This window comes from Microbacterium sp. 4R-513 (assembly GCF_011046485.1).
Lineage (GTDB): Bacteria > Actinomycetota > Actinomycetes > Actinomycetales > Microbacteriaceae > Microbacterium.
The window spans coordinates 1,288,265-1,311,613 of sequence record NZ_CP049256.1; the positions used below are offsets into that span (position 1 = coordinate 1,288,265).

19 protein-coding genes and 1 pseudogene are annotated in these 23,349 nt (G+C 71.3%); 15 read left to right on the forward strand and 5 right to left on the reverse strand.

Annotated features, from left to right (window positions below):
- Window positions 1-17: 17 nt before the first annotated feature.
- Window positions 18-4,859 (reverse strand): DUF2157 domain-containing protein, encoded by a 4,842-nt coding sequence (locus tag G5T42_RS05610; RefSeq protein ID WP_165126605.1) that lies wholly within the window; start codon window positions 4,857-4,859, stop codon window positions 18-20.
- A gap of 388 nt (window positions 4,860-5,247) precedes the next feature.
- On the opposite strand from G5T42_RS05610, the gene rpmB reads away from it, so the two are divergent.
- The 8 genes and pseudogenes from rpmB (at window position 5,248) to G5T42_RS05645 (ending at window position 10,897) form a co-directional block, all read left to right on the forward strand.
- Entirely contained in the window at window positions 5,248-5,484 is a 237-nt protein-coding gene (rpmB, locus tag G5T42_RS05615; protein WP_165126608.1) for a 50S ribosomal protein L28, read from the forward strand.
- The gene (rpmG, locus tag G5T42_RS05620) at window positions 5,484-5,654 is read left to right on the forward strand and encodes a 50S ribosomal protein L33 (RefSeq protein WP_005051772.1); all 171 of its coding nucleotides are present in this window, start codon (window positions 5,484-5,486) and stop codon (window positions 5,652-5,654) included. The genes rpmB and rpmG overlap by 1 nt, the downstream gene beginning before the upstream one ends.
- 3 nt (window positions 5,655-5,657) lie before the next feature.
- A complete protein-coding gene (rpsN, locus tag G5T42_RS05625) occupies window positions 5,658-5,963 on the forward strand; it encodes a 30S ribosomal protein S14 (protein ID WP_165126611.1) in 306 nt (101 codons plus the stop codon).
- 181 nt (window positions 5,964-6,144) lie between these two features.
- Window positions 6,145-7,341 (forward strand): alpha/beta hydrolase, encoded by a 1,197-nt coding sequence (locus tag G5T42_RS05630; protein ID WP_165126614.1) that lies wholly within the window; start codon window positions 6,145-6,147, stop codon window positions 7,339-7,341.
- Window positions 7,342-7,396: 55 nt separating this feature from the next.
- Window positions 7,397-7,774 (forward strand): annotated as a pseudogene (locus G5T42_RS17595) (LLM class flavin-dependent oxidoreductase); the annotation flags it as partial.
- A gap of 121 nt (window positions 7,775-7,895) precedes the next feature.
- Window positions 7,896-8,276 carry a hypothetical protein gene (locus G5T42_RS17600; RefSeq protein ID WP_347104461.1) on the forward strand — a complete coding sequence of 127 codons (381 nt, stop codon included), beginning with the start codon at window positions 7,896-7,898 and terminating at the stop codon, window positions 8,274-8,276.
- 252 nt (window positions 8,277-8,528) lie between these two features.
- A complete protein-coding gene (locus G5T42_RS05640; RefSeq protein ID WP_124291903.1) occupies window positions 8,529-8,816 on the forward strand; it encodes an HU family DNA-binding protein in 288 nt (95 codons plus the stop codon).
- 104 nt (window positions 8,817-8,920) lie between these two features.
- Window positions 8,921-10,897, forward strand: a complete 1,977-nt coding sequence (locus G5T42_RS05645; RefSeq protein ID WP_165126617.1) for a cytochrome c oxidase assembly protein — start codon at window positions 8,921-8,923, stop codon at window positions 10,895-10,897.
- 24 nt (window positions 10,898-10,921) lie between these two features.
- On the opposite strand, the gene G5T42_RS05650 is transcribed toward G5T42_RS05645, so the two are convergent.
- Window positions 10,922-12,004 (reverse strand): hypothetical protein, encoded by a 1,083-nt coding sequence (locus G5T42_RS05650; protein ID WP_165126620.1) that lies wholly within the window; start codon window positions 12,002-12,004, stop codon window positions 10,922-10,924.
- 224 nt (window positions 12,005-12,228) lie between these two features.
- Here G5T42_RS05650 and G5T42_RS05655 point away from each other — a divergent pair, with 224 nt between their 5' ends.
- Window positions 12,229-13,626: a DEAD/DEAH box helicase gene (locus G5T42_RS05655; protein WP_165126623.1), complete on the forward strand. Its 1,398-nt coding sequence runs from the start codon at window positions 12,229-12,231 to the stop codon at window positions 13,624-13,626.
- A 27-nt stretch (window positions 13,627-13,653) separates the two neighbouring features.
- Here the strand turns inward: G5T42_RS05655 and G5T42_RS05660 are convergent, their stop codons facing one another.
- Window positions 13,654-14,307 carry a biliverdin-producing heme oxygenase gene (locus G5T42_RS05660; protein ID WP_165126626.1) on the reverse strand — a complete coding sequence of 218 codons (654 nt, stop codon included), beginning with the start codon at window positions 14,305-14,307 and terminating at the stop codon, window positions 13,654-13,656.
- A gap of 46 nt (window positions 14,308-14,353) precedes the next feature.
- Window positions 14,354-14,665: a DUF2470 domain-containing protein gene (locus tag G5T42_RS05665; RefSeq protein ID WP_165126629.1), complete on the reverse strand. Its 312-nt coding sequence runs from the start codon at window positions 14,663-14,665 to the stop codon at window positions 14,354-14,356.
- Window positions 14,666-14,785: 120 nt separating this feature from the next.
- Here G5T42_RS05665 and G5T42_RS05670 point away from each other — a divergent pair, with 120 nt between their 5' ends.
- Both G5T42_RS05670 and G5T42_RS05675 read left to right on the forward strand, forming a co-directional pair.
- On the forward strand, window positions 14,786-16,018 hold the full coding sequence (locus tag G5T42_RS05670) for a serine hydrolase domain-containing protein (protein ID WP_165130095.1): 1,233 nt from the start codon (window positions 14,786-14,788) through the stop codon (window positions 16,016-16,018).
- Window positions 16,019-16,022: 4 nt separating this feature from the next.
- On the forward strand, window positions 16,023-16,898 hold the full coding sequence (locus G5T42_RS05675) for an EamA family transporter (RefSeq protein ID WP_165126632.1): 876 nt from the start codon (window positions 16,023-16,025) through the stop codon (window positions 16,896-16,898).
- Window positions 16,899-16,934: 36 nt separating this feature from the next.
- On the opposite strand, the gene G5T42_RS05680 is transcribed toward G5T42_RS05675, so the two are convergent.
- A complete protein-coding gene (locus G5T42_RS05680) occupies window positions 16,935-17,960 on the reverse strand; it encodes a LacI family DNA-binding transcriptional regulator (RefSeq protein WP_165126635.1) in 1,026 nt (341 codons plus the stop codon).
- A gap of 180 nt (window positions 17,961-18,140) precedes the next feature.
- On the opposite strand from G5T42_RS05680, the gene G5T42_RS05685 reads away from it, so the two are divergent.
- From G5T42_RS05685 to G5T42_RS05700, 4 genes are all read left to right on the forward strand, one after another.
- Window positions 18,141-19,442, forward strand: coding sequence for a sugar ABC transporter substrate-binding protein (locus G5T42_RS05685; protein WP_165126638.1), 1,302 nt, complete (start codon window positions 18,141-18,143; stop codon window positions 19,440-19,442).
- Between the two features lie 100 nt (window positions 19,443-19,542).
- Complete coding sequence (locus tag G5T42_RS05690; RefSeq protein WP_165126641.1) at window positions 19,543-20,484, forward strand: sugar ABC transporter permease; 942 nt, start codon at window positions 19,543-19,545, stop codon at window positions 20,482-20,484.
- 3 nt (window positions 20,485-20,487) lie between these two features.
- Window positions 20,488-21,390, forward strand: coding sequence for a carbohydrate ABC transporter permease (locus tag G5T42_RS05695; protein ID WP_165126644.1), 903 nt, complete (start codon window positions 20,488-20,490; stop codon window positions 21,388-21,390).
- Window positions 21,387-23,312, forward strand: coding sequence for a beta-L-arabinofuranosidase domain-containing protein (locus G5T42_RS05700; RefSeq protein WP_165126647.1), 1,926 nt, complete (start codon window positions 21,387-21,389; stop codon window positions 23,310-23,312). The genes G5T42_RS05695 and G5T42_RS05700 overlap by 4 nt, the downstream gene beginning before the upstream one ends.
- The last annotated feature ends 37 nt before the right edge of the window (window positions 23,313-23,349 follow it).

The following is a 23,349-nucleotide window of genomic DNA, read 5'->3' on the forward strand; positions in this document are numbered from 1 at the left end:
CGTCTGACCGGCCGCCGTCACCGCAGGTGCCCGACCGACACGAAGGCGGCCCGCATCTGCCGCACCCGACGCTCGTACGTCGCAGCAAGGAAGATCAGCAGCGCACCGCCGATTCCGAGCCACAGCCACCACGGCACCGCGACGTACACGGCGGAGATCCACGGCCAGAGCTGGGCGACCGCGTGGACGAGCAGCACGGCCGACCCGAGCACGAGCGGAGCCTGCCGTCGCCATGCGGCGCCGGCCACCACGAGCGCCAGGGCGACGATCCCGAGTGCGACCACGCGCCACAGCTCCGATTCACCCAGGTCGTGCAGCAGCGACGGGACGGTGAGGAGCACGATCCACGGCCCCAGGAGCGGCCACGAGCGGGCGTCGGCGCGGCGCCGAAGCGCCCACGCGCCGTAGCCCAGGCCGCCGAGCGCCGGTGGCACCGTGACGAGCTCGACCGGCGTGATGCCGAAGCCGAAGATCGCGAGAAGTCCGAAGGCGCCGGCGGAGAATATGGCCGATGTGGCCATCGCCCGGCCGAAGCGCTGCCGGAGGAACATGCCGGCCACGGCGGCGGCTGTCAGGATCGACATCACGAGAAGTGCGCGGACGTCGTCGAACCCGTCCTGCAGCGCGAGAAGCACCGCCTCGCCGCCGGTGAACAGCACCGTCGCACCGGCGAGGACCGCGGCACCGGTGAGCGCCATCGCGCGCCGGGGCACGGCACGGACGGCGGCGATGACGGTCGCCGTCGTGATGGCCGCCCCGACGAGTGCCCACACATCCGCTTCGAGCCCCGGCTGGGCCGCGACGACGCCGAATCGGATGGCGCACACCGCGAGGGAGAGCACGAGGCCGCCGAGAGCGAGGACAGCCCCGATTCCCCGCCAGCGGACGATGCCGAGCGTCGAGGCGCCGACGATCGCGACCGCCCCGCCGACGACCGCGGCGACCGCGGCCGGCGCGAGGGCGCCGTCGAAGCGCAGCAGCACGACGACGTCGAGCAGAGCCGCTCCGGCGCCGGCCAGCACGATGGGGTGCCACGCGGTGCGTTCGGCGGCGGCCGTCGAGGCCAGCACGATCGCGATCGCGACGGCACCGGCGCCGGCCGTCGCAGCCGCCGCATCGGCGCTCGCGAGGAGCGGATCGGTCAGCGCGCGAGCGCCCATGGCCAGCGCCGCGCCGGCGAGGACGAGCGCGCTCGGAACTCGGATGCGCCACTCGGCCGGGATGGGAAGCGCGGATGCGGCGGCCGCCGCCGCGAGCGCCGCCGCAAGGAAGAGCCACGCGCGTGCGGGCTCGACGGGTGCCAACACGCTCGGCGCGGTGGCGAGAACGAGTCCGGCGGTCCACACGACGCTCTCGACGATGGGCCACGCCTCCGCTCGGCGGCGGGAACGCACCGCCGCGGCGGCAGCGCCGGCAAGCACCGTTCCGGCCACCGGAAGGGTCGCTGCCTCGACCTCGGTCACGACGGAGAAGGTGAGCGCCGTCGTCGCGACGAAGAGGGCACCGGCCAGGGCCGACCATCGTGTCAGCGTGCCGAACGGAAGACGTCCGACCGCAGCGGAGGCCACGTGCACGGCGGCGAGGACGCCAAGCGCAAGAGCGACGATGCCGGCCCGATCCGTCGTGAAGCCGATCGTCACGGCCGCCGCGATCACCGCCGCTGCAGGTGATCCTTCGGCGAACAGGCGGGACGAGAGCCGTTCCGGCGCGACGCGAGCCTGAGCGAAGGCGGCTGCGAGGGCCGTCGCCAGGAGCAGCAAGAGCCACGCGGCATCCGTCGCCCCTCCGGTCAGCGTGCGCTGCACCGTCACCAGCCCGACGACGACGATCCCGACGGCCGCGCCCAGCGGCGACGCCGGACGCACGCGGCCCAGCGGACGGAACGAGAGCGCGAGGCAGATGACGGCCGCGACGACGGCGACGAGCATGCCCCGCAGCTCCGGCCCCTGCGAGCTCTCCAGGGCGGGCGCCCCGAGCCCGATCGCGAGCCCGACACCGAGGGCGACGGATGCCTCGACCCGCCGCCGAAGCCACACGAGGGCGGCTGCCAGCCCGACGAGCGCAACGCCGACGGGCACCGCTGCGGTCTCGACGGTCGGAACCAGGTCGGGCGTGCCCGCACCGAGCCACGACCACCAGGCGACGATCGCGGCCGCGGCCGCCGGCCAGACGAGCAGCCGGCGTGGCGCCTCGGACGTCCGGGCACCGGGCATCCGGGCGGCGAACACGTCGTCCTCCGGGCTCGTCTCCACGTCGGCCAAGCCGTGCGTGACGGCGGTCGCACCGAAGCCGACGGCCACCAGCACCCACGCAGCCCACGCTTGCTGGGCACCCACCGGCGACGCGACGACGAATGCCGTCGCGATCGCGCCGATCTCGGCACTCAGGCGCAGACGACCGGATGCCTCGCCCAGGCGTCGGGTCAGACCCAGCCATGCGGAGACGACCACGACGAGGATCGTCGTCGACAGCAGGACGAGCGGAGTCCACGGTGCATCGACCGGTGCCCACGCGCGCAGCGCGGCGTGCGCGGCGGCGGCCAGCGTGGGCGCCACCAGGACGGAGGCGCCGAGCGCGGCCACAGGCGCCACCCGGTCGCGGAGCATCACGACCGCGATGGATCCGGCGGCCAGGAGCGCGCCGCGGGCGATCGCGAAGGCGGGTTCACCCAGGGATGCCTGCAGTGCGACGTCGGCGGCGTCCCCCGGATAGGAGGCCGCGGAGGCGAGGGCGACCGTGCCGACGAGGGTGATCGCGAGGAGCGCCTCGGCGCAGATCACGAGAGCGGAACGGCTCAGGCGATCGAGCCTCAGAGCGAGCGCCGCAACGAGGGTGGCCACGGCGACCCACTGCACGAGGACCACCGTGGTACCCGGCGCCACTCCCCCGGCGACGGTGTGGGTGCCGAGCACGACACCGAGAGGCGCCGGTGCGATCACCGCCGAGACGGTGGCGACGACAGGCGACATGACGGCGAGGGCGGCGGCCCAGTCGGGCGAGGTCGTGCGCGCGAACCGTCGGGCGATCGGCGCCCCGATCGCCACGGCCGCCATGACGAACCACAGCCACGGCGTCGCCGTCGAAAGCGCAAAGCCGAGAACCGCCGCCACGGCGGCCGCGGCGGTCCACCCCGCCGCCGCGCCGCTGCGCCGCAGCACGACGATCGAGAAGGCGACGGCTGCGATCGCCGTCCCCACCGCGATGCCCGGCACGCCGGTGCGGGCGGTGCCCGTCACCACCAGCAGCACAGCGACGACAGGCCGGATGTCGCGCAGCACCGGGCCGCCGAGCGTCGGTGCCAGGAAGAGCCCCGCGGCGATGACGACGGCCGCGAGCAGGCCGGGGTATGTCAGCTCGGGCGGATCAGCCGGGAAAGCGAAGGCATCGGTCCGCCAGAGGCTCCACGATGCCGAGATGACCCCCTGGGCCTCGAGGCCGAAACGGATCAGCATCGCCACCACCGAGAGTCCCGCGACCACCGTCGCGGTGATCGCGGGAGCGGCGAGACCGCCGCGACGCGACCGCAGCCGGTCCATGGCCACCGCGACCGTGACCGCCGCGACCGGCGCGATGAGAACGGAGTAGACCGGCTCGCCGGTGCGCCACGCGAGCTGCCACGCCATCGTGCCGGCAGCCGCGACGGCGAGGCTCGACGAGATCGCGATCAGCACCTGCGCGCCGGGCAGCGGCTCGAGGCCCGCGCGGGCGCGAAGAGCCCAGGCATGTGCGAGGCCGAGCACCACCACCACGACGGTCGACCACACCAGTGTCGCCGTGCCGACCTCCGCGACGGCCGGGGTGATGGCCGCAGCCGCGAGCGATACGACGCCGAGGAACGCCAGGGCGACGCGCTCGGGAAGCGCATCGGGCCCTCGCCGTGCGGACGACCACGGCGCAGGCAATGCGTGGGCGAGCCCGCCCACGGAGGCGCCGAGCAGGCCGGCGACGAGCGATTCGGCCGGATCAGCCGAGACCAGCCCGCTCACGAGCAGCCCGAGCCCCGCCGGAAGCGCGAGGGCGGCGGCGAGGTCGGGCGAGCGAAGCCTCGAGACCACGGCCCACGCCCGGCACAGCACGGCGACCGCGAGCAGCGAAGACCCCGCGTAGATCGCGGCGTCCACCGCACCCGCGCCGAACAGATCGTTGGCCCGCATCGCCCAGGCGTCGAGCGCGAGCAGGATGACTCCGAGAACCGCGATGCCCTCTGCGGTCGCCGTGAGCGATCGGCGGCGGAGCCAGGATGCCGCAGCCATCGCCCCGAGCGTGATGCCGCCGATGATGAGGGCTCGCACCGAGATGCCCGCGACGAACCACGCAAGGAGCAGGAAGAACACGGCCGCGATGCCGACGAGCGAAACCCCCACGATGAGCAGCAGCACGGGGACGCTGAGCCGGCGCCGCGGTTCGCGGACGACGTCTGCAGGCGGAACCGCCGGTGGCGGCCAGTCCCCCATATCTGGGGCAGCGGCCGGTACGACGGGAGCCGGCGCGCCCGGGGGCGGCACCGGTGCGGGCTCGGCGGAGACCGGAGCCTTTGCCGGCTGCGCGGCGAGGGCCGCGGCATCCTGAACCGCCCGCGCAGCCGCCTGCTCGGCCGCCGCCCTCGCGGAAGCAGCGGCGCGCCTCGCGGCTATCACCGCCGTGAGCTGGACGGCGTCGATCGTCTGCCGCCGTTCCGTCTCGAGCTCGAGCATCCGCCTGCCGAAGGAGAGCACGTCAGCCGCACGCGGGTCGGTGAATGAGAAGCCGCACACGGGACATGCCGGCGGCCGTACATCTTCGAAGCACACGGGGCAGAGGTGCGGGTCCGCGAGCATCTCGGGAGTGCCCGGCCACCGTGGAGCGATCGTCTTCGACACGTCCATGGGTTCCTCACAATTCCTGGTCTTCAGCCCCGTGGAGGGCACCAGAATGTCAGGGAGGTCAGCAGGTTCGGAAGATTCTTTGTCAGCTGTGGACAAAGAGCAGAACCCTGCCGCCGTGTGGAGGAGCGGACGGCCACGGAGCCATTCCGCTGTTCGCATATACCGGGTGCACTCGCGGAACCGACCCAGGATTCGGCAGGGGTGGACCCGCATGCTAGACTGACTCTTTGTCTGCGCGCACTCCAGCACGCAGTTCGCGTTTCGTCTCGCTCAACTTTCAACGACCGGTGTTTCCGGGCGTGGCCAGTGCGTGCGTGCGGAATGCAGACAAGGGATCTTGGGTGGAGCCGTCCGGTTCCACGGTATTGAAGGAGAAATCACCATGGCTGCTGTGTGCCAGGTGACTGGAGCGGTTCCCGGCTTCGGTCACAACATCTCGCACTCGCACCGACGGACGAAGCGCCGCTTCGACCCGAACGTGCAGAAGAAGACGTACTACGTGCCGTCGCTTGGGCGCAACATCAAGCTCAACGTGTCGGCCAAGGGCATCAAGGTCATTGACGCGCGCGGCATCGAGTCCGTCGTCAAGGACCTCATCGCGAAGGGTGTGAAGCTCTGATGGCGAAGAAGGCTCAGGACGTCCGTCCGATCATCAAGCTGCGTTCGACCGCCGGCACGGGTTACACCTACGTGACGCGCAAGAACCGCCGCAACAACCCCGACCGCATCGTGCTGAAGAAGTACGACCCGGTCATCCGCAAGCACGTCGAATTCCGAGAGGAGCGCTGATCCGTGGCTAAGAAGAGCAAGATCGCGCGCAACCAGCAGCGCCAGGAGGTCGTCGACCGCTACGCGGCCAGGCGCGCCGAGCTGAAGAAGGCGCTCGTTTCGCCCGAGTCCACCGACGAGCAGCGCGAGGCCGCGCGCATCGGCCTGCAGAAGCTGCCGCGCAACGCGTCGCCGGTCCGCCTGCGCAACCGCGACGTCATCGACGGTCGCCCCCGTGGCAACCTCTCGAAGTTCGGCATCTCGCGTGTCCGCTTCCGCGACATGGCGCACCGTGGCGAGCTGCCCGGCGTGACCAAGTCGAGCTGGTAAGCACCCGCTGAACCGTCCGAAGGGGCGGGAGTTCTCCGGAACTCCCGCCCCTTCGTGTGTTCCGGCGACGCGCCCCTCGCCGGTGAGCCCCGGCGGCTAGGCCCGGCGGCGCCGCTCGTCAAGCGCGGGAGCCACCCGACCTCGGGCGAATACACTCGCGACGCGGACAAAGGAGGCCCGGATGCCGCTGGATCCCTACTTCGCCGAACGCCTTCGCGTGCACCGGCGCCACCTCTTCGACAAGGCACGGGGTGCCGCTCGCCAGCGGCTCGTGTCCCTGTGGCCGTTCGGCCGCTCGGCCGCCCCCGCGATCCCGGCGGCGGGTCCGGCGACCGACGCCGCGCCTCGCGTCGAGAATCGGGCATCGGATGCCGAGGCCCCGGCCGTGAACCGCCCACCGGGTGCTGGGACGAAGGCCGTGAGGCCGGACTCGCAGATCCACCAGGCGACTCTCGGCCCGCGGGCTGAGGCCCGGGCGAAGAAGCGCAAAGCGGCCGTCGCATGGGACCGCAAGGAGCTCAAGACGGTCGGCACTCGGGGTCCCGACATCCCCATCACCGAGCATCGCGTCACCGTGGACGGCTTCCCCGACGTACGGGTGCGGATCTACCGCCCGCCCGCTTCGGACGGCGCCCGGCCGCCGGTCTGTCTGGCGCTGTTCGGAGGGGCGTTCCGGATCGGCGGCATCGACTATCCGACGACGGATGCCGGCTACCGCAGGCGAGCGGCCGACTCCGGCGTCGCGATCGCTGCTGTCGACTACGCCCTCGCCCCGGAGCATCAGTACCCCACGCAGGTCGAGCAGGCTTACGCCGCGCTGGAGTGGCTCTTCGGCCAGGCATCCGAGCTGGGGCTCGACGGAGAGAGGATCGGGATCCTGGGCACGTCGGCCGGCGGGAATCTCGCCGCCGCGCTGACCCTGGTCAACCGGGACCGCGGGCGGTTCCCCGTGCGCCTGCAGATCCTCGAGGTCCCGGTCACCGACCTCACCGGACGTCATGTCGACCTCGGGGTCACGCGGTCGCTCGGCATCCCCAACTTCATCGCCCGGCGCGAGCTGCGCTCGGTCGCCCGCACGTATCTGCCTCGCACGGCGCTCGCGCGAGAGCCGTATGCCTCGCCGCTCCTCGCCCCCTCCCTGGCCGGGCTGCCGCCCGCGTACGTCTTCACGGCCGAGTACGATCCTCTCCGCTCCGACGGCGCCGCCTACGCGGCGGCCCTGCGCGAAGCGGGGGTCGAGGCATCCGCCGTCCAGTACCTCGGGGTCACGCACGACACCCCGATCTTCACGGGCGTCCTGCCCGCCGCCCGCCGCTGGCACGACGACATCGTCTCGGCGCTGCGGCGCCTGCACGACGGACCGGGCGCGGGGGAGTAACGCTTCGCCGTCATGCTTTCCCGGCGCTGTCGGTGCCGCATGAAAGGGTGAGAGCATGCGAAGCATCGGCGCGATCTTCACCCCTGCCTCTCCCCCCGAAGCCCTCCGCGACGCGGTCCTGGCCGCCGAAGAGGCCGGTGTGCCCGAGCTCTGGCTGTGGGAGGACTGCTTCCGCGAGTCCGCGTTCGCGACGGCGTCCGCCGCGCTCGCGTGGACGACACGCCTCCGGGTCGGCATCGGGGTCGCCCCGATGCCGCTGCGGAACGTCGCGCTGATCGCGATGGAGATCGCCACGCTCGAGCGGCTGTTCCCCGGGCGGCTCATCCCCGGGGTGGGACACGGCGTGCAGTCGTGGATGAGTCAAATCGGCGCGCGGGCAGCCTCGCCCCTGACGCTCATGCGCGAATACGTGCCGGCGCTGCGGGCGCTGCTCGCGGGTGAGGAGGTGACGACCTCGGGCCGATACGTCTCGCTCGACGGCGTGCGCCTCGACTGGCCGCCCGCGCACGCGCCCTCGATCATCGTCGCGGGCGAGGGGGCCCAAGACCGTTCGGCTGACCGGGGCCGTCGGCGACGGCACGGTGCTCCCCGCGGGGAGCAACCCCGAACGTGTGGCGCGGACGCTGGCGCTGGCGCGCGAGGGCCGGGCGGAGGCGGACCGGGGCGGGAAGCACGAGCTCGTGGTGTTCGTATCGACGGCATTCGGGGGCGACGAAGCGCACGACCGCCTCGCCGCCGACCTCGCGCGCGGCGGCGGCTCGGTCGATCCCACGCTCATGGTGGCGGGCGACCCCCGAGCCGTAGCCTCCGCGATCGAGCCGTTCTTCGCCGCGGGCGCCACGTCGGTCATCCTCCAGCCGGGCGAGGCCGAGACCGACCTCGCCGGCTTCATGGAGGGCGTCGGCGCGGTGGCTCGCGAGCTGACGGACCGCTGACCGACCCCGCTCGACGACCGGGAGGGTCGCGAACTGGCTTGTCAAGAGGCATCGGTTTCGACGTCACATTCGTCACATCAGCCCCATCCACCCCTCGACACGCCGGTCAGAACGCCGAAAATCCGCGGAAATCCGGGGATGTCGGGTGTTCTCGGCTACATTCGAGGCGGTCGATCCGACCAGCCGGGGGGCGTCCGCTCCACCGGTCCCCGCAATATGAGGCGGCGAGTCCGTCGCCTGGAGGACAACCACATGGCCGACAAGTCCATCACCAAGACCGAACTCGTCGCGAGCATCGCGAGCGCCACGGGTCAGAGCCAGTCCGCCGTGTCGGGCGTGCTCGACTCCCTCTTCTCCACCGTCTCGGAGGCGGTCGCCAAGGGCAGCAAGGTCTCGATCCCGGGCTGGATCTCGTTCGAGCAGGTCGAGACGTCGGCTCGCACCGGCCGCAACCCGCAGACGGGCGAGGAGATCAAGATCCCCGCCGGCAAGCGCGTGAAGGTCACCGCCGGCTCGAAGCTCAAGGCTGCCGTCAAGTAAGACCCGCAGTCCTGTTTCGGAAGGGGATGCCGCGACCCGCGGCATCCCCTTCCTGCGTCTCATCGCCCGGCGGGCACCCAGCGGGCGGCGCATAGGCTTGGGGGGTGAACCCCCGCGTGCTGCGGGCCGCCGGGCCCGCGATCCTCATCGCGTTCGCGCTCGCCGCGCTCGTGTGGGGACTCGCCTTCGGTGGCGGGGCGGCACCTCTCGTCATCGGCGACCCCGGACCCCTCGTCCGCTGGGGCCTGCCGACGGTGACGCTCGCCGTGAACCTCTCGGCCGCGGGCATGGTCGGCGCCCTCGTGACGGCGCTCTTCGCCCTGAAGGCCGGGGAGCGCGAGTTCGACACCGCGCTCGACGTCGCCTCGATCTCGGCCGCCGTCTTCACCGTCGCGGCGGCCGCGACCGGCTTCCTCACCTTCCTCGACGCGTTCAATCCCGAGGTCAGCGCGGCCCCGGAGTTCGGGGCGCAGCTCGGCCGCTTCCTCGTCGAGACCGAGAGTGGCCGCACGTGGCTTCTCACGACGATCGCGGGCGCCGCGCTCACCGTGCTCGCGTTCGCGGTGCGCGGGTGGACCGCGACCTTCTTCGTGGCCCTCCTCGCGCTCGCTTCGCTCGTCCCGATGGGAACACAGGGCCACTCCGGCGAGGAGGCGAATCACACCGCCGCCGTCATGGCCCTCGTCCTGCACATCATCGGCGCCGCCGTGTGGCTCGGCGGTCTGCTGCTGCTCGTCGTCGTGCGACCCCTCGTCGGTCGGGACCGCATCGCGACGGCGATGTCGCGGTATTCGAGCATCGCGCTCGTCGCATTCGTCGTCGTGGCGGTCGCGGGCACGGTCCGCGCCGCGATCGGGATCGGCGAGTGGTCGGCTCTCGCGAGCCCGTACGGCGTGCTCGTGCTCGTCAAGGCAGCGGCCCTCATCGCCATCGGCCTGCTCGGAGCCTGGTACCGCCGCCGGCTCATCGGCGGAATGCAGACGGATGCCTCGACCCGACGCTTCTGGTCGCTCATCGCCCTCGAGCTCGCCTTCATGGGCATCGCGAGCGGCGCGGCCGTCGCTCTCGCGCGCACGCCCCCGCCGACGAACTCGGCGCTGCCCACCGTGCGGACGCCGGCCGAGATCCTCACCGGAGCGGCCCTTCCACCCGAACTGACGGTGGACCGCTGGTTCACGGTCTGGGACATCGACCTCTTGTGGGCCTTCGCCGCCGGCTTCGGCATCTTCTTCTACGTCGCCGGGGTGTGGCGCCTGCGTCGGCGAGGCGACACGTGGCCCGTCCATCGCACCATCCTCTGGGTGCTCGGACTCGCCCTGCTCTTCTGGGTCACGTCGGGGCCGGTGAACGCGTACCAGGACTACCTCTTCAGCGTGCACATGACCGGGCACATGCTCCTGTCGATGGCCATCCCCGTCCTCCTCGTGGCCGGCGCTCCCGTCACCCTCGCGGCGCGAGCCATCCGCAAGCGCGAGGACGGCACCCGGGGTGGCCGGGAGTGGATCCTGTGGGCGGTGCACTCGCCCGTCGCGCGGGTGCTGACGCATCCGTTCGTCGCCGCGGGCCTGTTCATCGGCTCGCTGTGGGCGTTCTACTACACCGACCTCTTCCGGTGGACCCTCTACGACCACCTGGGCCACGAGTGGATGGTCGCCCACTTCCTCCTGACCGGGTACCTCTTCGCGCTCTCGCTCATCGGCGTCGACCCCGTTCCGTACCGGCTGCCGTACCCCGGACGCCTGCTGCTGCTCATCGGCATCATGGCCATGCACGCGTTCTTCGGCATCGTCATCATGATGCAGACGGGGCTCATGGTCGCGGAGTGGTACGGGGCGATGGGCCGCACGTGGGGGGCGACGCCCCTGCAGGATCAGTACGTCGGCGGCGGCGTCGCCTGGTCGATCGGCGAGATCCCCACGCTCATCCTCGCGATAACGGTCGCGATCCAGTGGAGCCGCTCGGACGCGCGGCAGCAGCGCCGCCGCGACCGGGCCGTGGACCGCTCGGGCGACGCGGAGCTCGAGGCCTACAACGCCCGCCTCGCGGAGCTCGCCGAGCGCGACGCCCGCGCGCGCCGCTGAGCCGCGGCATCCGTCTGCCTGGCGTCAGCGCGTGTCGGTGCCCGACACGACGATCGAGGCCGAGCCGTCAGGGGTGACCGTGATCGTGCCGTTCATGAGGAAGGGGACGTTCTCGCTCACGTGGCGCACCGCGCCGTCGAAGAGCGAACGGATGTCGACCTCGATGTGCGCCGTCGCCTCGGTGGTCGGGATCGACCAGTTCGCTCCGTCGGGAGCGACGGACACCGCCGGCTGCTTGACGATCGACCACTTCGGCGCCGACGCGATGCGGTCCTCCACGGGGTAGCCGAACGGGCACGCCGTCGGCAGCAGCACCTCCTGCGTCGCGCACGACGTGAGGAACTCGTCGACCTTCTGCTGCACGACGGCGATGAACTGCTCGGTCGGCTCGGCCTGCACGCTCACCTTCGTCGACTTCAGCGGGCTGTCGGAGAGCACCGCGACGCCGGGCGTCGACGAGATCGCCGTGTCGACCGACACGGAGTAGACGCCCGGCGAGAAGACGAGCAGGGGGAGCGGTGCGGCGGGATCGGCGTCGGCGCCGTCGACCGACACCTGGCGCTTGTCGACGGTGAAGCCGTTGACGTCGAACTTCATCGATCCGAGCACCTCGAGGTCGACGACGGCGAGCGGGCTGCGCGCGAAGCGCCACGTCGGGACGACGCCGAGCGTGCCGTCGCGTTCGACCTCGAACGTCGTACGTCCGGGGTAGGGGCCGGCCTTGTACTCGACGGTCACGGCCGTCGTGTCGCCGTCGCTCGTCTCGGAGACGACCTCGACGTCGGTGAGCTTCGCGAGCGCGGCGCCGCGCAGCAGCGCCTCGGACGACTGCGCCGGAAGGCCCGCGGCCTCGAGCTCCGCGGAGTCGACCGCGACGCCGGGCACGGCCAGCGCGTCGGCTGCGCGGGCCTGCGCCAGCAGCCCGAGATAGCGCTCGACGAAGGCGCTCGGGCTGTAGAACTCGCGGTAGAGCGCGGCGCCGCCGGCGGCGAGTGCGCCGGCCAGCACCACCCCGACCACCGCCAGGAGCGTCAGGTCGAGCGCCAGCGGGGGCGCGGCGGCGGGGCTTCGGAAGAGCGGGATCCGGGATGCCGGGGGCCGGGGCATCCGTCGCCTGGAGGGGCGGAGCGGACGGCGTCGCCGCCGCGGCGGCTGGGCTCGCAGACGCCGCCGAAGGCACTCGCGCGCCTTCGGGGCTGGTCTCGACGGCCCCCCGATCCACGGATCCAGTGTAGAAAAGCGCGCCCGAAAGACTTCTGTGCGGTCACACCGGCGGGGTGGCCGTGCACAGGGCGACCGAGTAAGGGGCATCCGGTCGTTACCATGAATCGGTGATCGCGCCGCCTCTCTCACGCGAACAGGAGGCGCTGTTCCGGCTCATCGAGGACACCCGTGAGCATGTCTTCGTCACGGGGCGGGCCGGCACGGGCAAGTCGACCCTGCTGCAGCACCTCGCGTGGAACACGTCGAAGCAGATCGCGGTGTGCGCGCCCACGGGGGTCGCGGCGCTCAACGTCGAGGGGCAGACGATCCACTCGTTGTTCAAGCTGCCGCTCGGGATCATCGGATCGACCGACGAGCCGCAGTCCGACGCGACGCGCAAGCTGCTCAACGCGATCGACACCCTCGTCATCGACGAGATCTCGATGGTCAACGCCGATCTCATGGATGCGATCGACCGCGCGCTGCGCATGGCCCGCGGCCGGCGCGGCGAGCCGTTCGGCGGCGCCCAGATCGTGATGTTCGGCGACCCTTACCAGCTCGCCCCCGTGCCGCCGCGCGGCGACGAACTGCGATACGTCCGTGACCACTACCGCTCGTTCTGGTTCTTCGACGCGCATGTGTGGACGGGTGGGTCGACCGGCTCGGCGACCGGTGGGGCTCTCCGCGACGGCCCCTCCCTCGAGGGCTTCGCCGAGCTCGGACCGTTCGGGGCCGATCTGCACATCCGCGAGCTCGTCGACATCCACCGGCAGGCCGACCCCGGGTTCAAGGCGCTGCTCAACGCCGTGCGGCACGGCATCGTGACCGCCGACATGGCGCAGATCCTCAACGACACCGGCGCGCGCAAGCCCCCCGAGCCCGTCGAGGGCGAAGTGCCCATCATCACGCTCGCCACCCGCAACGACATCGTGAACACCATCAACCGGCGTCACCTCGACGCTCTGGGCGGGCGCCTGCAGACCGCGAACGCCGAGATCAACGGCGATTTCGGCCGCGGCGACGCGTACCCGGCCGATGTCGAGCTGCAGCTCAAGGTCGGCGCTCAGGTGATGTTCCTCCGCAACGACATCGCGTCGTTCGGCGAGGCGCCGCGATGGGTCAACGGCACCATCGGCACCGTCACGCGCATCGCCGGCGGGTCGGTGCGGGTCGACGTCGAGGGTCAGGAATTCGACGTCGAGCCGGCCGTGTGGGAGAAGTTCCGCTACTCCTACGACCAGGGCTCCCGCTCGCTCTCGCGCGACGTGGTCGCCGAGTTCACGCAGTTCCCGCTGCGCCTCGCGTGGGCCGTGACGATCCACAAGTCCCAGGGGAAGACGTACGACCGGGCGATCATCGACCTGGGGTCGGGGGCATTCGCGCCGGGGCAGACCTACGTGGCGCTGTCGCGGCTGACCTCGCTCGACGGGCTCTACCTCACCCGACCGCTGCGGCCGAGGGACATCCAGGTCGACCCGGACGTGCGGCGGTTCATGGCCGACGTGCGCCGGGAGGCGGCATCCTGACCCGCGCCACCGGGGGAAGAGTCCCGCTCAGGCGACCTGCGTGGCCTTCGCCGCCGCAAGGTCTTCGAAGAGCTCGGTGTTGAAGCGGTAGGCGAGGAGCACCTCGTCAATGACTCGCTCCTGCTCGGCGGCATCCCACGGCGCGGCATCCAGCTGGTCGCGGTAGACGTCCTTGAAGGCCTTGGGGTCGGCGATGTCGCCGAAGAGGTAGAAGCCGATGCCGTTCGTCTCGAAGCCGAACCGTCGGGCCATGAGGCGTCCGATGAACTGACCGCCCGAGAGGTCGCCGAGGTAGCGCGTGTAGTGGTGGGCGACGAAGCCGCCGGCCCATGTCGCCCCCACCTGGTTGATCCGGTCGACGTACCGCCGGGTGGTCGGGAGCGGCTCGATGCGCTCCCGCCAGTCCGGGCCGACGAGGAACTCGAGGTCCGCCTCGAGGGCAGGCAGGCGGGTCAGCTTGTCGCTGATGAAGACGGATGCCACGGGGTCCCGGCGCATGCGCTCGGCCGCCGATTCGAGCGCGTCGTAGATGAACCAGTGCTGCACCACGAGCGCGATGTAGTCGTCGCGCGTCCCGTCGCCCTGGATGAGATCGGCCATGAACCCCGCGTGCTCGCTCGTCGAGTGGGCGGAGCTCGCTCGCTCGCGCAGCGCCGTGGAGAACGGGATCGGGTCGCTCATACCTTCATGGTAGCTCAAGGTAAGGGCGGCCTAAGTTACAGGTTCGCTAAGAGTGCGGCCGCGGCGGAACGCCCAGGCGAGCGCAGGCCTCGTCGTACAGCGCGACGATCTCGCGCCGCACGTGCGGCCGCTCCTCGATGGGTCCGCCCGGCCACGGGACTCGGACGACATCGGTCGTTCCGTCGCCACGGGTGGCGAGCCAGTCGCCGCCGTCCCCGTCGAAGCCCGTCATGACGGCGGCCGTGTAGTCGTCCGCCGCTCCGTAGGCCCGCGCGATCAGGAGGTTGTCGCCGGTGTGGTCGGCGTTCATGTGCCCGAGCACGCCGCGAACGACGGTGTCGTCGAATCGGAAGGTCATGCGTTTAGCCTAGGGACGGCGGAAACGGGAAACCCGCGCGCCTGTGTTTAGATGATCTGACGATCACCGGGGGGTGAGAGCTTGAGGCACCCTAGCCGCCTCCGCCGGACTTACGGCGTGATGGCGTTCACCCTGGCTGTCGCCATCGGCCTCACCGCATGCTCGGCGCCACCTGCGGCGCGCATCGATCTGCCCGAGCAGACGGACGCCCAGCTCTCCGACGACATGGTGACGCAGCTGCAGGGTGCCGTCAGCCACGCGATGGCCGCGACCGGGTCGCCCGGGGCGATCGTCGGCGTGTGGGCTCCGTGGGCCGGGGCCTGGGTCGCGGGCGTGGGCACCGAGCAGCCGGCCGGTGCCGGGGGAGCGGTGTCGGCGGACGACCGGTTCCGGGCCGCCCAGGTCACGCGCGCCATGACGTGCGATGTGCTGTACGCCCAGGTCGAGCGCGGTACGGTCGCCCTCGACGACCCGGTGACGGACTATGTGGCCGGGGTCGCCGACCTCACCGATGTGACGCTCGGGCAGCTCTGCGACGGCACCTCGGGCATCGGCGCCTACGCCGGGCAGCTCATGCCGCTCTGGCTCAACAAGCCCGATCGCACCTGGAACCCGCACGAACTGGCGAGCTACGGCCTCGGTCTCGAGCGGACCACGCCACCCGGAGCCTCCTATCGCGACTCCGACGCCGGCTACGTTCTCCTCGGCCTCGCCCTCGAGAAGGCCACCGGCGAGACCGCGTCCGCGCTCCTCAGCGAGTACGTGTTCGACCGCGTCGGGCTCTCGGCCACCCAGCTCCCGGCATCCGCTCCCGATTCCGGGGATGTGCTCCCCGGCTACGTCTCGCTCCCGGCTCCCGAGGGCGGACTCAACTGCGCGGCGCCCGTCGACATGTCTGCGCTGTCGCCCACCACGGGCTACACCGACTCGGGCGTCGTCACCGACATCCACGACCTGGGCCGGTATGCGCAGGCGCTCGCGACGAACGCCCTCGTCCCGCAGGGATTCAACCGGCTCGCGCACGAGGTGCCGGCATACGCCGGCGCGCCGTCTTGGCTGACGGTCGGCGGCGGCGTGTACCACGCGGGCTCGCTCATCGGCCAGTACGGGGCCGTGCCGGGCTACAACACGGCCACCTTCGCCGACCCCGACACCGGTCTCACCGTCGCCGTCGTGCTCAACAACTCGGCGGCGGGCGCGGGGCCTGCGGTGTGGCTCGCGTGGGAGCTCGCGGCCCTCGCCTCGAAGGCGCCTGCGGCTTCGGGCGAGACCGCGCCCGAAGCGGGTCTCCCGTGGACGGCCCAGCAGTACCACGACGCCATCACGGCGGCCGCCGTCTGCCCTATCCCCTGAGCCGGTGACGGCCCGCACCGGCCAGTCCACGGCCATCCTGCTCGTCATCGCGGGACTGGCGTGCCAGGAGGTCGGCGCCTCGCTCGCGGTCCTGCTGTTCCCGGAGGTCGGCGCGCTCGGCATGGTTATGCTGCGGCTCGTCTTCTCGGCGATCGTGCTCATGCTCATCGCGAGGCCGAAGCTCCGCGGGCACTCGCCATCCGGATGGCGGGCCGTCGTGGGCTTCGGCCTCGTCCTGGCCGTCATGAACGGGCTCTTCTACCTCGCTCTCGAACGGCTGCCCCTCGGCGTCACGGTCACGATCGAGGTGCTCGGCCCGCTGACGCTGTCGATCATCGCCGCGCGCCGGGCGTCGGCGTGGATCTGGGCCGCCGTCGCCTTCGCCGGCGTGCTGGCGCTGGGCGGCGGGGGATGGGAGCGCCTGGACCCGATCGGGGTGCTCTGCGCGCTCGGCGCGGCCGCCAGTTGGGCGTTCTACATCCTCGCGTCGGCCCGCGTCGGCCGCGAGTTCCCGAAACTCGACGGCCTGGCCATCGCGATGACCGTGGGCGCCGTCGTGGCGCTGCCGTTCGGGATCGTGTCTGCGGGCTCGGCGCTCCTGCGCCCCGAGATCCTCGGGCTGGGCGCCGCCGTCGCCATCCTGTCGTCGACGATCCCGTATGCGCTCGAACTCGTCGCACTGCGGCGGCTCGCGGCATCCGCGTTCGCGATCCTCATGAGCCTCGCCCCGGCGACGGCAGCGCTCGCGGGGTGGCTGCTGCTCGGCCAGGAGCTCTCGTGGCTCGAGATCCTCGGCATCGCGCTCGTGATCGTCGCCAGCATCGGCGCCGTGCGGTCTTCGCAGCGCGCGGCGCGCGAGACGGCCGAGCCGCTCGGGTGACGGATGCCGCGGCATCCGTCGACGGCGGAGCCGGGGTCAGCGACGCGCGATCGTGGAACCGCGGATGACGAGACGCACAGGGAGGTGGTGCGTCCCCTCGCCGATGTCGACGCCGTCGATCGCGTCGAACACGCGCTGCGCCGCGTGGCGGCCGAGATGCTGCAGGTTCGCGTCGATGCTCGTCAGCTCGGGGCGCGAGTTGGTGGCGAGGATCTCCCAGTTGTCGTAGCCGATCACGGCGAGGTCGTCGGGCACCTTGCGCCCGAGGTCGCGTGCCGTGTCGAGAACGCCGCGGGCGATCTGGTCGGACCCGCAGAAGATCGCGTCGACATCGGGATGCTGCGCGAGGAGCATGGCCGCGGCATCCCGTCCCCAGTGCTCGGACCACACCGAGAACATGGGCTCGCCGACGAGGCTGAGCCCCGCCGCCTCCAGCGCGGACCGTGCGCCCGCGAGGCGGTCCTGCGCGGCGGCATACGACGGGTCGCCGGTGATGTGGCCGATCCGGGTGCGCCCGCACGCGAGAAGGTGCTCGATCGCCATCCGGCCGCCGGCGTAGTTGTCGGGCGTAAGCGAGAGGTCGCGCGGGTCGTCGCTCGGCGCGTAGGCGTAGACGACCGGGACGGGGATCTCCTGGCCCAGCGAGGGACGCGGGTCGGTCTGCCGGCCGACGACGATGATGCCGTCGACGCGGCGACTGAGCAGAGCCGTGAGGTGGTGCTGCTCGCGGATCGCATCCCCGCGCGCGTCGCAGAGGAAGACGCTCACCTTGCCGGCCCCGAAGGCATCCTCGGCGCCCATCAGGATCGGGAGCATGAAGCGGCCCTCGAGGTCGCTCGTCAGGAGGCCGACCGTGCCGGTGCGCCCGGCGAGGAGTCCGCGCGCCATCGCGTTGGGCGTGAAGGCGAGGGAGTCCGCCGCGGCGCGCACGCGCTGGCGCGTCGCGCTGGCGACATCTCCCCGTCCGTTGAGCGCCTTCGAGGCGGTCGCGATCGACACGCCCGCCATGCGGGCGACGTCGCTGAGCGTGGCGGCGCGCGCCGCGCCGTCGCTTGAGAGCATCGTTGCCTCCCCTCGATGCGGAAACGTTATCGGATGAACGTCTTGACCGACCCTATACACTCACGCTAACGTCCCGAAAGGGATTTCGGTACTTTCGAAATCCGCCACCTGTGGAAAGCGGACCGCACCCGAATCGGACCCCCGGACGCTTCCGCTCGATGAAGAGCAAGAGGAGACAGCATGACCAATGTACGGCGCAGCCGCACGGCCGTCAGGGCGCTTGCGGCGATCGCCGCGACGGGTGCCCTCGTGGGCGGCCTCGCGGCCTGCTCTGGCACCGGCGCCGCACCCGCCCCGTCAGTCTCGATCGGCCCCGACGGTGCCGACGACGGCTCGACGCTCACGCTCTGGACCCGCGCCCCGCTCGAGAAGCAGGCGAAGCTGCTGGTCGAGGCGTACAACGACAGCCACGAGAACCAGGTGGAGCTGACCGTCGTCCCCAACGACGACTACGTCGCGAAGGTCGGCGCCGCCGCAGGGTCGGGCGGCCTCCCAGACCTCTTCGCCGCCGACATCGTCTACGTCCCGAACTGGGTCGAGCAGGGCCTCTTCCAGGACATCAGCTCGCAGATCGACGGCCTCGACTTCAAAGACGAGATCAACAAGGGCCACCTCGCGGCCGGCACGAGCGACGGCAAGGAGCACGTCCTGCCGTTCGTGCTCGACCTGTCGATGCTGTTCTGGAACAAGGAGCTCTTCGCCGAGGCCGGACTCGACCCCGAGAAGGGCCCGACGACCCTCGCCGAATACGCCGAGGACGCCAAGGCGATCCAGGCTCTCGGCAAGGACGGCGTCTACGGCACCGCGACGGGGCTCAACTGCGGAGGATGCCTCGTCTTCACGTGGTTCCCGGGCGTGTGGGCCGCGGGCGACCAGGTCATGAGCGACGACGGGACCGAGTCTCTCCTCAACGGCGACAGCGCGCAGGAGATGTACGCCATGTGGAAGGACCTCTGGGACTCGGGCGCCGTGCTGCCGAGCTCGAAGGACGAAGCGGGCCCCACGTGGACGGCGGGCTTCACCGAGGGCAACGTCGGTCTCATGTTCTACCCCGCCACGCTCCTGTCGTCGACGCCGTTCGAAGCGGGCGTCGCGGGCATCCCCGGCCCCGACGGCGGCGAGTCGACGTTCGTCGGCGGTGACGGCATCGGCATCTCGAAGGACTCGAAGAAGGCCGCGCAGGCGTGGAACTTCCTCAGCTGGATGATGTCCGAGGATGCCCAGGTCGAGGTCCTCGCCAAGAACAAGGACGTCGTGTCGCGCGCCGACCTCGCGAACAACAAGTACGCCGCGGAGGACCCCCGTCTCGTCACGATCAATGAGGTGGCGGGCAAGGGCGACACCCCTGTCGCCCTCAACTTCCAGCAGGCGTTCAACGCACCGGGCAGCCCGTGGCTCACCCTCGTGCGCAACGCGGTGCTCGAAGGCACCGACACGGTCGACGCCGACAACGACGGCATCACCGACATCCTCCAGCAGTGATCCGGTCGGGGGCGTGCGCGTCGCGCCCCCGGCTCCGGGACCCTGAGGGGGCGACGGATGCCTCATCCGCCGCCCTCTCGCCCCATCGAAGGAACCCATCATGGTCGCCGACACCATCGCCGCGCCCCCGGCGCACTCCGCCGACGGGGCGCGGCCCCCGCGGACCCGGCGCTCGCGCCGCGCACGGCGCGACGCCTTCCTCGGCTGGGGCTACGCCATGCCGCTGGCGGCGTTCGTCCTGTTCGTCTTCCTCGTGCCGCTCGGCCTCGTGCTGAAGATGTCGGGGTCGGACTGGCCGCTCCTCGGCGGCGACCAGGGATGGAACCTCCCCGAGAACTACGTGGATGCCGTCGACCACCGCCTGTTCTGGGACTCCATCTGGTTCACCCTGAAGTACACGATCATCACGACGATCCTGCTCGTGGGACTCGGCCTCGGGCTCGCGATGCTGGTGCAGGAGTCGACCCGGTGGAAGGCCTTCCTCCGCACGTCGTTCCTCGTGCCGAGCGCACTGGGGCTGGCCTCGGCATCCCTCCTCTTCTACGTGCTCTACTCGCCGTACGCAGGGCCGTTCGCGGAACTGATGCAGTCGTGGGGCTTCACGTTCCTCGGCACGCCGGAAGGCGCGCTGTGGTCGACGGTGTTCCTCGTCGTCTGGCGGTATGCGGGGTTCTACATGCTGCTCATGCTCGTGGGCCTCCAGGGCATCCCCGACGACGTCTACGAGGCCGCCCGCATCGACGGTGCATCGACATGGCAGACGTTCCGCGACATCACGCTGCCGCTCCTGCGGCCGACATTCGCGCTCACCATCGTCCTGTGCGTCACGGGGTCGCTGCTCGCCTTCGAGCAGTTCTACATCCTCACCAAGGGCGGACCCGACAACAGCACCATGACGATCGTGCAGCTCATCTACAACGTCGCGTTCCAGGGCCAGAACGACCTGGGCGTCGCGGCTGCCATCTCGGTGATCGTGCTGCTGGCGCTCATCGTGATCAACATCTTCCAGCTGCGCGCCTTCCGCCGCCCCGAGGAGGGCTGAGCCATGACCACGACAGAGCAGACCTTCACGGCGACGGACGTCATCCGCGTCGAGCCCACCCGCCACCAGGCGGGACGCCGCTCGCCCATCGGCCGGATCGTCATGGGCGTGCCGTACTGGGTGATGACGACCGCCCTCGCGATCATCTTCCTCTATCCGCTCGTCTGGACGGCCGTCTCGTCGTTCGAGCCGCGCGCCGGCACGAGTCAGACCGAGGGCTGGGGCTTCGGCAACTACGTCGCCCTCGCCAACTACCAGGCGGGCATCTGGGTCTACCTCGGCAACTCGCTCTTCGTGTCGCTCCTGACCGTCCTCCTGACACTCGTGACGTCGCTCCTCGGCGGGTACGCGTTCGCCCGGTTCTCGTTCCCCGGCAAGAACTTCCTCTTCCTGACGACGCTCGCGATCCTCATGGTCCCCTACGCGACGCTCCTCATCCCGCTCTACGTCATCCTCAACTCGGTCGGCCTCGCCAACTCCCTCGTGGGCGTCGCGATCGTCCTCACGATGTTCCAGCTGCCGTTCTCCATCTTCATGATGCGCATCTCGTTCGAGTCGATCCCGCGGGAGCTCGACGAGGCCGCGATGGTCGACGGCTGCTCGAGCTTCGGGGCGCTGTGGCGCGTGCTCATCCCCGCGGTCAAGCCGGGCCTCATCACGGTCGGCCTCTTCGCCTTCCTCGCGGCGTGGAACGACTTCATGGCGCCGCTCATCCTGATCACCGATACGAACCGGATGACGCTGCCCCTCGCCGTCGCGAATCTGCGCGTGCAGGTGCAGGGCGTCATCGACTACGGCGCGACCGAGGCCGGTGTCGTCGTGCTGGCGGTGCCGTGCATCCTTCTCTTCCTCGTTCTGCAGCGCCACTACGTGCGCGGCTTCATGTCCGGTGCATTCAAAGGATGACGATGACTTCGACCACGACGATTCCCGCCGCCCCCGCCGTTCCGATCCGCGGAGCGCTGCGGCCCCTCGGCCAGACCGAGGTGCGCATCACGGGAGGCTTCTGGGGACGCCGCCAGCGGGTCAACGGCTCGGCGACCCTGTCGCACATCGAGGCGCGGCTCGAGTCGGAGGGCTGGCTGCCGAACTTCGACCTCGCCGCCGCCGGCACGCTTCCGGAGGGCCGCCGCGGCCGCGAGTTCTCGGACTCCGAGGTCTACAAGTACCTCGAGGCGCTCGCGTGGGAGATCGGCCGCACCGACGACCCGGCCCTCGAGCAGCGGTTCCGGGCGATCGTCGCCCGCGTCGCCGCCGCGCAGGAGCCCGACGGCTACCTCGACACGATGTTCGGGCGGCCCGGGCAGGACGCGCGCTGGACGAACCTCGAGTGGGGGCACGAGCTGTACTGCCTGGGCCACCTCTTCCAGGCCGCCGTCGCGCGGGAGCGCACACGGCCGGGTGCGGGCGACGGGCTGATCGACGTCGCCCGTCGTGCCGCCGATCTCGTGTGCGACGTCTTCGGTCCCGGCGGGATCGAGTCGATCTGCGGCCATGCCGAGGTCGAGGTCGGCCTCGCCGAGCTCGCACGGCTCGCGGGGGAGGGGCGCTACCTCGAGCAGGCGCGCCTGTTCGTCGAGCGCCACGGCGCGGGCACCCTCGCAGAGCACGAGTGGGGCCGCTCCTACTATCAGGACGACGTGCCGGTGCGGGATGCCGAGGCCCTGCGCGGGCACGCGGTGCGGGCGAACTACCTCGCCGCCGCGGCGGTCGATGTCGCGGTGGACGCGGGCGACGACGAGCTGCTCGACGCCCTACGCCGGCAGTGGGCACGGACGATCGCCCGCCGCACCTACATCACGGGCGGCCAGGGGTCGCACCACCAGGACGAGGCGTTCGGCGACGACTGGGAGCTGCCGCCGGACCGCGCCTACTCCGAGACGTGCGCGAGCATCGGCTCGATCATGTTCACGTGGCGCCTCTTCCTCGCGGACGGCGAGGCGCGTTACGCCGACCTCATCGAGCGCTCGCTCTACAACGTCGTCGAGACGTCGCCGAGCGCCGAGGGCACGTCGTTCTACTACGCCAACACGCTGCACGAACGGGTGCCGGGGACGCCGGCCGACCCCGATGCGACGTCGCCCCGCGCGGCGTCTTCGCTGCGCGCGCCCTGGTTCGAGGTGTCGTGTTGTCCGCCGAATGTCGCCCGCACGTTCGCGAGCCTCGACTCCTATGTTGCCGCGGCGACCGACGACGGCATCCGCCTCCTGCAGTACGCACCGTCCGAGGTGCGCACGGTCGTCGGCGGCGGGACGCCGGTCGAGCTCGACGTCGAGACGCGCTACCCCGAGGACGGCCTCGTGCGCGTCACGGTCCACGCCGACGCCGAGTTCACCCTCGGTCTGCGCGTTCCCGGCTGGGCCTCGGGAGCGCTGCTGCGCGTGCGATCCGCGGACGGCGTCTCGGAGCGGTCCGTCGATCCGGGCTTCGCCGAGGTGCGCCGCAGCTTCGCCGAGGGCGACGTCGTCGAGCTCGAACTGCCGGTCGCCCCCCGGATCTCGGTCCCCGACAGCCGCATCGACGCCGTGCGCGGGTGCGTCGCAATCGAGCGGGGGCCGGAGGTGCTCGCGCTCGAGTCGGTCGACCTCGCTCCCGCGGGGCTCGATGATGTCGCCAGGGTCGTGCTCGATGCGTCGGTCGCGCCGGTCGAGCGCGACGGGCGCGTGTGGGTGCGGGTCGGCGTGCTGCCCGCGGACGAGTCCGCCTGGCCGTACGGACAGGCGACGGATGCCTCGTCCTCCGAGACCTTCGACGTGCCCCTCGTCGCGTACCACGACTGGGCCGAGCGCGGTCCGTCGACGATGCGGGTCTTCCTGCCGGTGATGTGAACGGATGCCGCGGCTGCGGGCCGCGGCATCCGTCCCT